This is a genomic window from Serratia sp. LACPHL-BACT-2024-00286 (genome assembly GCF_043109535.1).
In the GTDB taxonomy this organism is placed as follows: Bacteria; Pseudomonadota; Gammaproteobacteria; order Enterobacterales; family Enterobacteriaceae; genus Serratia; species Serratia sarumanii.
In genome coordinates this window covers 281,656-293,880 of the sequence record NZ_JBICNA010000004.1, presented here as the reverse complement: position 1 = coordinate 293,880, position 12,225 = coordinate 281,656, and the positions used below count along the sequence as shown (strand labels likewise).

Annotated in this window: 11 protein-coding genes; 7 read left to right on the top strand and 4 right to left on the bottom strand. The window is 58.7% G+C overall.

The window, feature by feature from the left end; all coding sequences use genetic code 11:
* The first annotated feature begins 333 nt into the window (after window positions 1-333).
* Both acnB and yacL read left to right on the top strand, forming a co-directional pair.
* On the top strand, window positions 334-2,931 hold the full coding sequence (acnB, locus tag ACF8MC_RS14015; protein WP_033635927.1) for a bifunctional aconitate hydratase 2/2-methylisocitrate dehydratase: 2,598 nt from the start codon (window positions 334-336) through the stop codon (window positions 2,929-2,931).
* Between the two features lie 139 nt (window positions 2,932-3,070).
* Window positions 3,071-3,433 carry a protein YacL gene (yacL, locus tag ACF8MC_RS14010; protein WP_004937507.1) on the top strand — a complete coding sequence of 121 codons (363 nt, stop codon included), beginning with the start codon at window positions 3,071-3,073 and terminating at the stop codon, window positions 3,431-3,433.
* A 32-nt stretch (window positions 3,434-3,465) separates the two neighbouring features.
* On the opposite strand, the gene speD is transcribed toward yacL, so the two are convergent.
* From speD to ACF8MC_RS13995, 3 genes are all read right to left on the bottom strand, one after another.
* The gene (speD, locus tag ACF8MC_RS14005; protein ID WP_004937510.1) at window positions 3,466-4,260 is read right to left on the bottom strand and encodes an adenosylmethionine decarboxylase; all 795 of its coding nucleotides are present in this window, start codon (window positions 4,258-4,260) and stop codon (window positions 3,466-3,468) included.
* 27 nt (window positions 4,261-4,287) lie between these two features.
* On the bottom strand, window positions 4,288-5,151 hold the full coding sequence (gene speE, locus ACF8MC_RS14000; RefSeq protein WP_041036651.1) for a polyamine aminopropyltransferase: 864 nt from the start codon (window positions 5,149-5,151) through the stop codon (window positions 4,288-4,290).
* 124 nt (window positions 5,152-5,275) lie between these two features.
* On the bottom strand, window positions 5,276-5,623 hold the full coding sequence (locus ACF8MC_RS13995) for a YacC family pilotin-like protein (protein WP_004937515.1): 348 nt from the start codon (window positions 5,621-5,623) through the stop codon (window positions 5,276-5,278).
* A gap of 217 nt (window positions 5,624-5,840) precedes the next feature.
* Here ACF8MC_RS13995 and cueO point away from each other — a divergent pair, with 217 nt between their 5' ends.
* Together cueO and hpt are read left to right on the top strand one after the other, a co-directional pair.
* Window positions 5,841-7,508 (top strand): multicopper oxidase CueO, encoded by a 1,668-nt coding sequence (gene cueO / locus ACF8MC_RS13990; RefSeq protein WP_164105251.1) that lies wholly within the window; start codon window positions 5,841-5,843, stop codon window positions 7,506-7,508.
* A gap of 98 nt (window positions 7,509-7,606) precedes the next feature.
* On the top strand, window positions 7,607-8,143 hold the full coding sequence (hpt, locus tag ACF8MC_RS13985) for a hypoxanthine phosphoribosyltransferase (protein ID WP_072269999.1): 537 nt from the start codon (window positions 7,607-7,609) through the stop codon (window positions 8,141-8,143).
* A gap of 37 nt (window positions 8,144-8,180) precedes the next feature.
* Here hpt and can read toward each other — a convergent pair whose 3' ends face one another.
* Window positions 8,181-8,837 carry a carbonate dehydratase gene (gene can, locus ACF8MC_RS13980; protein WP_033635923.1) on the bottom strand — a complete coding sequence of 219 codons (657 nt, stop codon included), beginning with the start codon at window positions 8,835-8,837 and terminating at the stop codon, window positions 8,181-8,183.
* Window positions 8,838-9,047: 210 nt separating this feature from the next.
* Between can and ACF8MC_RS13975 the strand changes: the two genes are divergently transcribed.
* The 3 genes from ACF8MC_RS13975 to ACF8MC_RS13965 all read left to right on the top strand — a co-directional run bounded on the left by ACF8MC_RS13975 (window position 9,048) and on the right by ACF8MC_RS13965 (window position 12,196).
* Complete coding sequence (locus ACF8MC_RS13975; RefSeq protein ID WP_033635922.1) at window positions 9,048-9,971, top strand: ABC transporter ATP-binding protein; 924 nt, start codon at window positions 9,048-9,050, stop codon at window positions 9,969-9,971.
* A complete protein-coding gene (locus ACF8MC_RS13970; RefSeq protein WP_033635921.1) occupies window positions 9,968-10,738 on the top strand; it encodes an ABC transporter permease in 771 nt (256 codons plus the stop codon). Before ACF8MC_RS13975 ends, ACF8MC_RS13970 begins: the two co-directional genes overlap by 4 nt.
* Before the next feature lie 177 nt (window positions 10,739-10,915).
* Window positions 10,916-12,196, top strand: coding sequence for a polysaccharide deacetylase family protein (locus tag ACF8MC_RS13965; RefSeq protein ID WP_033635920.1), 1,281 nt, complete (start codon window positions 10,916-10,918; stop codon window positions 12,194-12,196).
* The last annotated feature ends 29 nt before the right edge of the window (window positions 12,197-12,225 follow it).

Genomic DNA, 12,225 nt, shown 5'->3' with positions numbered 1-12,225 from the left:
ATTCAGCAAAGATTTAATGTTGCTTTTATGTGAACGAATTAACAACCGTTTCAAATCCTGATATGCTGGCTGAGCGGAACCGGGCACTGTACCTTACAGTCCAGGACATCGACAGCAGTGCCCCGTCAGGATAGATGGCATCAATATCGCCGTGCGCTCTACCCATCAGTCTTTCATGCTGTAACGCTGTTTGACCGTGTCTGTTTGCCCCAATCACCGTTTCGGGGCCTTTACGGGCCGATCGCCTAGCCACAGAGTGAAACCCCAAGGGTATAAACCCGGTTTGCATATACGCCAGGCACAATAAATGACAATGAGAGCGAGGAGAACGTCGTGCTAGAAGAATACCGTAAGCACGTAGCCGAGCGTGCTGCTGAGGGCATCGCCCCTAAGCCGCTAGACGCCACCCAAATGGCCGCGCTGGTCGAACTACTGAAGAATCCGCCAAAAGGCGAAGAAGAATTCCTGTTAGACCTGCTGATTAACCGTGTTCCACCGGGCGTCGACGAAGCCGCCTACGTCAAAGCAGGTTTCCTGGCGGCCATCGCCAAAGGTGAAGCGACATCCCCCCTGGTTACCCCCGAGAAAGCCATTGAACTGTTAGGCACCATGCAGGGCGGCTATAACATTCACCCGCTGATCGAAGCGCTGGATAACGAAACGCTGGCGCCTATCGCCGCGAAAGCGCTGTCCCACACGCTGCTGATGTTCGACAACTTCTACGACGTGGAAGAGAAGGCCAAGGCCGGTAACCCGCACGCCAAGCAGATCATGCAGTCCTGGGCCGACGCCGAATGGTACCTGTCGCGCCCTGAGCTGGCGGAAAAGATCACCGTCACCGTGTTCAAAGTCACCGGCGAAACCAACACCGATGACCTTTCTCCGGCGCCGGACGCCTGGTCGCGCCCGGACATCCCGCTGCACGCGCTGGCGATGCTGAAAAACGAACGTGAAGGCATCGTGCCGGATCAGCCGGGCAGCGTCGGCCCGATCAAACAGATCGAGCTGCTGAACAAAAAAGGCTTCCCGCTGGCCTACGTCGGCGACGTGGTCGGCACCGGTTCTTCCCGTAAATCCGCCACCAACTCCGTGCTGTGGTTTATGGGCGACGACATCCCGCACGTGCCGAACAAGCGCGGCGGCGGCGTGGTGCTGGGCGGCAAGATTGCGCCTATCTTCTTCAACACCATGGAAGATGCCGGCGCCTTGCCGATCGAAGTGGACGTGTCCGAGCTGAACATGGGCGACGTGATCGACGTTTACCCATACAAAGGTGAAGTGCGCAACCACGAAACCGGCGCGCTGATCGCCAACTTCGAGCTGAAAACCGACGTGCTGCTGGATGAAGTGCGCGCCGGCGGCCGTATCCCGCTGATCATCGGCCGTGGCCTGACCACCAAGGCGCGCGAAGCGCTGGGACTGCCGCACAGTGATGTGTTCCGTATCGCCAAGCCGGTCGCCGCCAGCAGCAAAGGCTTCTCGCTGGCGCAGAAAATGGTCGGCCGCGCCTGCGGCGTCGCCGGCATTCGCCCTGGCGAATACTGCGAACCGAAGATGACCTCCGTCGGTTCTCAGGACACCACCGGCCCGATGACCCGCGATGAGCTGAAAGACCTGGCCTGCCTCGGCTTCTCCGCCGATCTGGTCATGCAGTCATTCTGCCACACCGCCGCGTACCCGAAACCGGTCGACGTGACCACGCACCACACGCTGCCTGACTTTATCATGAACCGCGGCGGCGTCTCGCTGCGTCCGGGCGACGGCGTGATCCACTCCTGGCTGAACCGCATGCTGCTGCCTGACACCGTCGGCACCGGCGGCGATTCCCACACCCGCTTCCCGATCGGCATCTCCTTCCCGGCCGGTTCCGGCCTGGTGGCGTTTGCCGCCGCGACCGGCGTAATGCCGCTGGATATGCCTGAGTCGGTGCTGGTGCGCTTCAAAGGCAAAATGCAGCCGGGCATCACCCTGCGCGATCTGGTGCACGCTATCCCTTACTACGCGATCCAGCAAGGCTTGCTGACCGTCGAGAAGAAGGGCAAGAAAAACATCTTCTCCGGCCGCATCCTGGAGATCGAAGGCCTGCCGGATCTGAAGGTCGAGCAGGCGTTTGAGCTGACCGATGCGTCCGCCGAACGTTCCGCCGCCGGTTGTACCATCAAGCTGGACAAGGCGCCGATCGAAGAGTACCTGAACTCCAACATCGTGCTGCTGAAGTGGATGATCTCCGAAGGTTACGGCGACCGCCGTACGCTTGAGCGCCGTATTCAGGGCATGGAAAAATGGCTGGCGGATCCGCAGCTGCTGGAAGGCGATGCGGATGCGGAATACGCGGCGGTGATCGACATCGATCTGAACGAGATCAAGGAGCCGATCCTGTGCGCGCCGAACGATCCTGACGATGCACGCCTGCTGTCCGACGTGGCCAACAGCAAAATCGATGAAGTGTTCATCGGGTCTTGCATGACCAACATCGGCCACTTCCGCGCGGCCGGCAAGCTGCTGGATCAGCATAAGGGCCAGCTGCCGACCCGCTTGTGGGTGGCGCCGCCAACCAAGATGGACGCGGCTCAGCTGACCGAAGAAGGCTACTACAGCGTCTTCGGCAAAAGCGGCGCGCGTATCGAGATCCCGGGCTGCTCGCTGTGCATGGGCAACCAGGCGCGCGTGGCGGACGGTGCGACGGTGGTTTCCACTTCGACCCGTAACTTCCCGAACCGTCTGGGTACCGGTGCCAACGTCTATCTGGCGTCTGCCGAACTGGCTGCGGTTGCGTCCCTGCTGGGCCGCCTGCCGACGCCGGACGAGTACCAGACCTATATGGCGCAGGTCGACAAGACGGCGGCGGATACCTACCGCTACCTGAACTTTGACCAGCTGGGGCAGTACACCGAAAAAGCCGACGGCGTGATCTTCCAAACCGCCGTGTAAGCCGCTATATTGCGCAACTGTTTAACGGGAGGCCTTGGCCTCCCGTTTTATTTTGCTCAGTTGCCAACTTTGCGAGCGCTCACTGAGTTAGTCCGCCATTTATGTTTACACTAAGAAAAAGGGCTCAGGAGGGCATGCTATGGATTACGAATTTCTGCGTGACGTCACCGGTCAGGTGATCGTCAGATTTTCGATGGGGCATGAAGCGATTGGCCACTGGATCAACGAAGAAGTCAAAGGCGATTTCAACCTGCTGGACCGGATTGAAGCCGGTGCGGCCGAGGTTAAAGGCAGTGAACGTCAATGGCAGCTGGAAGGCCATGAATATACGCTGCTGATGGATGGTGAAGAAGTGATGATCCGCGCCAATCAGCTGGAGTTCGAGGGCGATGAAATGGAAGAGGGGATGAATTACTACGACGAAGAAAGCCTCTCATTCTGCGGCGTTGAGGACTTCCTGCTGGTGTTGAAGGCCTATCGTTCTTTCATGCTGAAATACTAAGCATCAGGGCGCGGCGTGCCGCGCCCTTTCCATCACAGATGCGGAATATTGCGGCCGTAATAGATTTCCTGCATCTCTTTCCATAACAGATCGGTGATCTGCTTGCGTTCGGCGGCGCTCAGCGCCTCCGGTTCCGCGTTGAACAGGTAGTGTTTCAGATCGAAATCTTTCAGCAACATCTTGGTATGGAAGATATTTTCCTGGTAAACGTTCACGTCCATCATGTGATACAGCGCCTTGATGTCTTCCGACATAAAGTTCTGGATCGAATTGATCTCATGATCGATGTAATGTTTCACGCCGTTCACGTCGCGGGTAAAACCGCGCACGCGATAGTCCATGGTGACGATGTCGGATTCCAGCTGGTGAATTAAGTAGTTCAGCGCCTTGAGGGGCGAAATGACGCCGCAGGTCGAAACCTCGATATCGGCGCGGAAGGTGCATAGCCCGCCTTCCGGATGGCTTTCCGGGTAGGTGTGTACGCAGATATGGCTCTTGTCCAGGTGCGCAACGACCGTGTTCGGCAGCGGGCCAGGATGCTCCGACGTATCGACGTCTTTCGGATCGATCGGCTCTTCGCTGACCAGGATGGTGACGCTGGCGCCCTGCGGCTCGTAGTCCTGACGCGCGATGTTCAGAATATTGGCGCCGATGATCGAGCAGGTTTCGCTCAGGATCTCGGTCAGCCGGTTGGCGTTATATTGTTCGTCAATGTAGGCGATATAGCCGTCGCGGTCGTCCGCGGTCTTGGCGTAACAAATATCGTAAATACAAAAACTCAGGCTCTTGGTCAGGTTGTTGAAGCCGTGCAGTTTTAGCTTATGCAATTTGGGCCACCTCCTTTATCTTCTCGCTTAACGTGTTACGTTCAGGGCATTGAGCAAATATTGCGGCAGGGCAAAACTGCCGACGTGAATTGCCGGGTTGTAATAACGACAGTGTAGGCCGCTTTGGTTAAAGCGCTGTTGCAGAGTAGGCAGATCGCGCTGGCGCAGCGCCGGGTTCTGGCTCGCCCAGGCAAAGGTCATGATGCCGCCGTAATAGGTCGGGATCGCCGCCTGATAGAAGCTGACGTCGGTAAAGTAGCGGCTCAGTTTGGCGTGGCTGTTGACCGCCTCGTCCTGTTGCAGGAAGCAGACGCCGTTCTGCGCGACGAAAATGCCGCCCTCATTCAGGCAGCGGGCGCAGCCTTCATAAAACGCCGAAGTGAACAGGCTTTCGCCGGGGCCGATCGGATCGGTGCAGTCGGAGATGATCACATCGAAGGTTTCGTCGGTTTGGTTCACGAAGTTGACGCCGTCGTCGATCACCAGCTTGAAGCGCGGATCGTCATAGGCGCCGGCGCTGTGGTTGGGCAGGTACTGGCGGCAGAACTCGACGACACCGGCGTCGATCTCGACCATGGTGATCTGCTCCACGCCAGGGTGCCGGCTGACTTCGCGCAGCATGCCGCCGTCGCCGCCGCCGATGATCAGCACTTTCTTCGCCGCGCCGTGCGCCAGCAGCGGCACGTGGGTCAGCATTTCGTGATAGATGAACTCGTCACGCTCGGTGGTTTGCACCACGCCGTCGAGCGCCATCACGCGCCCCAGCACCGGGTTCTCGAAGATCACCAGATCCTGGTGATCGGTCTTCTCGCGGTACAGCACCTTCTCTACCGAGAAATACTGGCCGAAGCCCGTATGCAGCGTTTCGTACCAAATTTCTTTCTGGGTCATGTGCGGGAAACTCCGTAATAACAGCCATGAAAAATCGGCGCAACATCATAGCTAACTCTGCCTGGCGATGCACGGTTGAATTTCAGACAGAGAGAGCGTTAGGCGGGCGGGAAAGGGGAAGGAATTAGTTGGCGTAGGCCAGCAGGCTCAAAGAGTCGCGCGCCAGCGATTTGCACTTCTTGGGAGTTGGAATGGCGATGCCGCTGAGATCGCGATAGCTGTCTTCGCCCAGCGCCTTCATATTGAAGCTGTTGTAGTTGCTCAAATCCCAGCGGTTTTGTTGCGCGAAATAGACGATGGCGCGTTTGATTTGCGCGTTTGGCAAATCGTTGTAGCCGCAATCATTTTTCAAATAAATAAATACCGCCGTCAGATCGGCCAGATCTTCCGCCTCGGATTCATTCAGCGCCAGACTGGCGTTGGAGAAGCCCAGCATCGCCAGCAACAGCATCGATAACGTTGTTTTTTTCATCATGAAATAGGCCTGTTTGTCGTTTGCTGACGTTACCACACTTGCCTGTAAAGGCACCAAATTTTATTGCTGCCGGGCCGGCGTTGCGTTTGCCAGCCATATTCTCTTGATTGTGAGGCATAGCTTAAAATACCGCCAGGAAAGGCTTGACCTTCCGCCAGGGGGAAGGTTTAGGCTGGCGGCATTGAGTTATGTCACTGAGAAAAGGGAGTCAGCGATGTTACGCCGTGATTTTATTAAATTAACCGCCGCACTGGGCGCTGCGAGCACATTGCCGTTATGGAGCCGGGCCGCCTGGGCGGCCGATCGGCCGGCCCTGCCGGTGCCGCCGTTGTTGAAGCCGGACGCGCAGGGAAAAATTGCGCTGGCGCTGCAGGCGGGGGAAACCCGCTGGTTGCCCGGCGCCGCCACCAAAACCTGGGGATTCAACGGCGCGCTGCTCGGGCCGGCGGTGCAGCTGCAGCGTGGCCAGCCGGTGACGGTCGATATCAAAAACGGCCTGGCGGAGGCCAGCACCGTCCACTGGCACGGCCTGGAAATTCCCGGCGACGTCGATGGCGGCCCGCAGGCATTGATCCATCCCGGCGCGACGCGCACGGTGAATTTCACCGTCGATCAACCGGCGGCCACCTGCTGGTTCCACCCGCATACCCACGGTAAAACCGGCAGCCAGGTGATGATGGGGCTGGCGGGGCTGGTGCTGCTGGAAGATGAGGAGAGCGCCAAACTGCCGCTGCCGAAAACCTGGGGGCAGGATGATATTCCGGTGATCCTGCAAGATAAGCGGTTGGGCAAAGACGCGCAAATCGAATACCGCCTGGACGTGATGAGCGCGGCGGTGGGCTGGTTTGGCGATCGCATGTTCACCAACGGCGCGCAGTATCCGCAACATTTGGCGCCGCGCGGCTGGCTGCGTCTGCGCTTCCTCAACGGCTGCAACGCCCGTTCGCTGAATCTGGCGGCCAGTGACAACCGTCCGCTGTATGTCATCGCCAGCGACGGCGGTTTCCTGGCGGAGCCGGTGAAACTGACCGAGCTGCCGATGCTGATGGGCGAACGTTTTGAAGTGCTGGTGGATGCCTCCGACGGGAAAGCGTTCGACATCGTGACGCTGCCGGTGAAGCAGATGGGTATGACGCTGGCGCCGTTCGATCAACCGCTGCCGGTGTTGCGCATTCAGCCGTCGCTGGCGCAGGGCATCAAAACCATGCCGGACAGCCTGGTGAAGCTGCCGACATTACCCGCTGCCACCGGTATCCAGGAGCGTTGGCTGCAGCTGATGATGGATCCGCAGCTGGATATGCTCGGCATGCAGGAGCTGATGGATCGTTATGGTCACCAGGCGATGGCCGGCATGAGCATGAATCATGGCGCGATGGGCGGTGGAGACATGAAAGGCATGGACCACGGCAACATGAAAGGCATGGAAAAGGGCGGCATGCAGGGCATGGATCATGGCAACATGAAGGGCATGGATCATGGCAAGATGGCCGGGATGGATCACGGCGGCGCGCAGGGTAAAGCCAAACCGTTCGATTTCAGCCACGGCAACATGATCAACGGCAAGGCCTTCGACATGACCAAGCCGATGTTCGCCGCCAAACGGGGCCAGTATGAGAAGTGGACCATTTCCGGCGAGGGCGACATGATGTTGCACCCGTTCCATATTCACGGTACCCAGTTCCGTATCCTGTCGGAAAATGGCAAACCGCCGGCGGCGCATCGCAGCGGCTGGAAGGACACGGTGCGCGTCGAAGGGTGGCGCAGCGAAGTGCTGGTGCGCTTCGACCATCCGGCCAGCAGCGAACATGCGTACATGGCCCACTGCCACCTGCTGGAGCACGAAGATACCGGCATGATGATGGGCTTCACCGTCGGCGAATGATCGCGGCCCGTCGCTCAGGTGGCGGCGCGCTCGCGTCGCCACCGGCGAAAGCCTATGCTAAACTCTGCGCCTTTCTTCCGGCAACTGACCTGAATACTATGAAACACACTGTAGACGTAATGATTTCCGAGCGGGAAGTTAAGACCCGTATCGCCGAACTTGGCCGCCAGATCACCGAACATTACCGCGACAGCGGCAGCGACATGGTGCTGGTCGGGCTGCTGCGCGGCTCCTTCATGTTCATGGCCGATTTGTGCCGCGCCATCGACGTGCCGCACGAAGTCGACTTTATGACCGCCTCCAGCTACGGCAGCGGCATGTCCACCACCCGCGACGTGAAGATCCTCAAGGATCTGGACGAAGACATTCGCGGCAAAGACGTGCTGATCGTGGAAGACATCATCGATTCCGGTAACACGCTGAACAAAGTGCGCGAGATTTTGGCGCTGCGCGGGCCGAAATCGCTGGCGATTTGCACCTTGCTGGACAAGCCTGAGCGCCGTGAAGTGCAGGTGCCGGTCGAATATGTCGGCTTCTCGATCCCGGATGAGTTCGTGGTGGGGTATGGCATCGACTACGCTCAGCGCTACCGTCACCTGCCGTACGTCGGCAAAGTGGTGCTGCTGGACGAGTAATTGATGTGGGGCGCGGCCAGCCGCGCCCGCGGCGGGGTTATATGCCCTTATCCTGCTTCAGTTTGGCTATCGCTTTGCGGTAGCCCATCTCCAGGCTCTCGCGGCTGGTCGCCAGCACTTCCATATCGCGCAGGCGGCCGTCCTGAATGCCGTACACCCAACCGTGGATCATCACCTTCTGGCCGCGCTTCCACGCGGACTGCATGATGGTGGAGTGGCCCAGGTTGTATACCTGCTCAATGACGTTGATCTCGCACAGCATGTCGAAACGCTGCTCCGGCGGCAGCTCGCCCAGCAGCGAGCTGTGCTTGTACCACAGATCGCGAATGTGCAGCAGCCAGTTGTCGATCAACCCCAGCTCCGGGTTTTCCACCGCCGCCTGCACGCCGCCGCAGCCCAGGTGGCCGCAGATGATGATGTGTTCGACTTCCAGCACATCTACCGCATACTGCACCACCGACAGGCAGTTAAGATCGGTGTGGATAACGAGGTTCGCCACGTTGCGATGGACGAACAGTTCACCCGGCTCGAGGCCGGTCAGGCGTTCTGCGGGAACGCGGCTGTCAGAGCAACCAATCCATAAGAAGCGGGGCTTTTGCGCCTGGGCTAAACGTTCAAAAAATTCCGGGTCTTCCTGGCTGATGTTGGCCGACCAGGCCTGGTTGTTGGCGATAAGCTCTTCGATTTCTTTCATGGAGGTGATTGACCCGTAACGGACAGATTGCGTTGGGGTAATATAGGGTAAGCGTCACACTTTGGAAATCGGAACAGTGGTGCAGCCTCATTTTCCGCACGGATTCGACTCAGTGAAAACGTCGCCGATGCTAGGATTATCGTTAGTGTTTCAAGCCTCGCAAACAGGGGCGCGGCGGCATACTCATCGTCATAAGGTACTATTTTACATATGAATTATGCACTGGAATTAGCGCAGCTGACCAAGACTTACGCCGGTGGCGTCAAGGCGCTGCGCGGTATCGACCTGAGCGTCGAAGCGGGGGATTTTTATGCCCTGCTGGGGCCAAACGGCGCCGGAAAATCCACCACCATCGGCATCATCAGCTCGCTGGTGAACAAAACGGCCGGCAGCGTGCGGGTGTTCGGTTACGACATCGATAAAGACATCGTCAACGCCAAGCGCCAGCTCGGCCTGGTGCCGCAAGAGTTCAACTTCAACCCGTTCGAGACCGTGTTGCAGATCGTGGTGAACCAGGCGGGTTACTACGGCGTCACGCGGCGTGAAGCGATGGCGCGCGCCGAAAAATACCTCAATCAGCTGGATCTGTGGGGCAAGCGCAACGAGCGCGCCCGCATGCTGTCCGGCGGCATGAAGCGCCGCCTGATGATCGCCCGCGCGTTGATGCATCAGCCGAAGCTGCTGATCCTCGATGAGCCGACCGCCGGGGTGGACATCGAGCTGCGTCGCTCGATGTGGGGCTTCCTGAAAGAGCTGAACGCCCAGGGCACCACCATTATCCTCACTACCCACTATCTGGAAGAGGCGGAGATGCTGTGCCGCAACATCGGCATCATCCAGAACGGGGAGCTGGTGGAAAACACCTCGATGAAGGGGCTGCTGGCCAAGCTGAAGTCGGAAACCTTCATCCTCGATTTGGCGGCGAAGAGCCCGTTGCCGAAGCTGGACGGTTACCACAGCCGCCTGACGGATACCTCGACGCTGGAAGTGGAAGTGATGCGCGAGCAGGGGCTGAACGGCCTGTTCACCCAACTGAGCGCGCAGGGCGTGCAGGTGCTGAGCATGCGCAACAAGGCGAACCGCCTGGAAGAACTGTTTGTCACCCTGGTTAACGGCAATGGAGAAAAAGCATGACGCGTTTGTATTGGGTAGCCTTGCAGAGCATCTGGGCCAAAGAGGTGAACCGGTTCGCGCGCATCTGGATCCAGACCCTGGTGCCGCCGGTGATCACCATGACGCTGTACTTCATCATCTTCGGCAATCTGATCGGCTCGCGCATCGGCGATATGCACGGCTTCAGCTACATGCAGTTCATCGTGCCCGGCCTTATCATGATGGCGGTGATCACCAACTCCTATGCCAACGTTGCCTCGTCGTTCTTCAGCGCCAAATTCCAGCGCAACATTGAGGAACTGCTGGTGGCGCCGGTGCCGACCCACGTGGTGATCGCCGGCTATGTCGGCGGCGGCGTGGCGCGCGGCATCTGCGTCGGCGTGCTGGTGACCATCATCTCGCTGTTCTTTGTGCCGCTGCAGGTGCACGCCTGGTGGGTGATTGCGCTGACGCTGCTGCTGACGGCGATCCTGTTCTCGCTGGCGGGGCTGATCAATGCGGTGTTCGCCACCACCTTCGACGATATCAGCCTGATCCCGACCTTCGTGCTGACGCCGCTGACCTACCTGGGCGGGGTGTTCTACTCGCTGTCGCTGCTGCCGCCATTCTGGCAGGCGGTGTCCAAGCTGAACCCCATCGTCTATATGATCAGCGGTTTCCGCTACGGTTTCCTCGGCATCAACGACGTGCCGCTGGCGTTCACCATGGCGGTGCTGCTGGCGTTTATCGCGGTGTTTTACCTGCTTTCCTGGTACCTGATCGAGCGCGGCCGCGGCCTGCGCAGCTGATGGTATCGCGCCCCCGCTTTTCCGGCGGGGGCGCTTTTCTTGATTTGGCGCAGGCGGCGCGTAAATCAATAGAATTGCTCAAATAACCGCTAGTTCCCCGTTGTTCAAATCGTGCTATGCTGGCGCTCCACATTTCCTTCACTTTAGTCATTACGCACTCGTAAGTAGAACATCATCATGCGGCCTCAATACACGTTAGCGGCTGGTTTCCTCGGCATTCTGATGTCGTTGGTTTCCCCTGTGAGCCTGGCGAATCTGCTGTCGGAAGACGGCGCGGTTAAATCTGAATACATGGAAGCGCAGCGCGATAGCGAAGTCTATGCGTTGGTGGGCGAGCATGTGATCCCGGTAGGAGAAGTGAAGCGCGGGCAGCTGATCCAGGTGTTCCCGGCGGATGCGGAATACTACGAATTCAAATTCGGGCACGGCACCGGCTTTATCGATAAAGATGACGTGCGCGAACTGAAGAAGTCGCGCAAGGTACAAGACGATCTGGGCGAGCTGAACAAACCGCTGACCAACCAGAATCTGATCACCCAAAAAACGATCGACGTTTATACCGCGGCGGACAAGGACAGCGAGGTCTTGGGCACGCTGGAAGGCAACCTGCGCTATCCGATCATCGGCAAGCTGAAGGATCGCCTGAACAACACCTGGTACGAGGTCAACATCGGCGAGCGGCTGGGGTTTGTCAATGAGCTGGACTGCGAGATAGATAGCGGCATACCGGTGCTGACCTATCATCACCTGCTAAAAAACGAAGAGAACAAGCGCTTCCGCCACACCTCGACCACCACCTCAGACGTGGCGTTCAGCAACCAGATGACCTACCTGAAGCAGGCGGGCTACGACACCATTTCGCTGTATCAGCTGGAAGCCTACCTGAAGAACCAGATCAACCTGCCGGGCAAGGCGATCGTGCTGACCTTCGACGACGGGCTGAAATCGGTTTATCGCTACGCTTACCCGGTGCTGAAGGATTACGGTTTCCGCGCCACGGCGTTCATCATCTCTTCGCGCATCAAACGCCACCCGCAGAAATGGAACCCGGATTCGCTGCAGTTTATGAGCGTCTCGGAGCTGAAGCAGATTCAGGACGTGTTCGACGTGCAGTCGCACACTCACTTCCTGCACCGCACCGACGGCAATCGCCAGCCGATTTTGCTGAGCCGTTCGCTGCACAATATCGAGTTCGATTTTGAGCGCTCGCGCCGCGCGCTGTCGCAGTTCAACCCGCACGTACTGTATCTGTCCTACCCGTTCGGCGGCTATAACCAGCGGGCGATCCAGGCGGCGCAGGACGCCGGTTTCCATCTGGCGGTGACCACGGTGCAGGGCAAGGTGAAGCCGGGGGATAACCCCTATACGCTGAAGCGGCTGTATATTCTGCGCACCGACTCGATCCAGACCATGGCGGATCGGATAGCCAACAAGCCGGGCACGGTGGTGGTACAGTAAGGAAGAACGGGCGCGCAAGGCGCCCGTTT

Bases quoted from the DNA above. Each gene is read 5' to 3' on its own strand.
- ACF8MC_RS13970 (WP_033635921.1), top strand. From the start codon at position 9,968: ATGACGCGTTTGTATTGGGTAGCCTTGCAGAGCATCTGGGCCAAAGAG.
- hpt (WP_072269999.1), top strand. From the start codon at position 7,607: ATGAAACACACTGTAGACGTAATGATTTCCGAGCGGGAAGTTAAGACC.
- ACF8MC_RS13975 (WP_033635922.1), top strand. From the start codon at position 9,048: ATGAATTATGCACTGGAATTAGCGCAGCTGACCAAGACTTACGCCGGT.
- can (WP_033635923.1), bottom strand. From the start codon at position 8,837: ATGAAAGAAATCGAAGAGCTTATCGCCAACAACCAGGCCTGGTCGGCC.
- ACF8MC_RS13965 (WP_033635920.1), top strand. From the start codon at position 10,916: ATGCGGCCTCAATACACGTTAGCGGCTGGTTTCCTCGGCATTCTGATG.
- cueO (WP_164105251.1), top strand. From the start codon at position 5,841: ATGTTACGCCGTGATTTTATTAAATTAACCGCCGCACTGGGCGCTGCG.
- yacL (WP_004937507.1), top strand. From the start codon at position 3,071: ATGGATTACGAATTTCTGCGTGACGTCACCGGTCAGGTGATCGTCAGA.
- speE (WP_041036651.1), bottom strand. From the start codon at position 5,151: ATGACCCAGAAAGAAATTTGGTACGAAACGCTGCATACGGGCTTCGGC.
- ACF8MC_RS13995 (WP_004937515.1), bottom strand. From the start codon at position 5,623: ATGAAAAAAACAACGTTATCGATGCTGTTGCTGGCGATGCTGGGCTTC.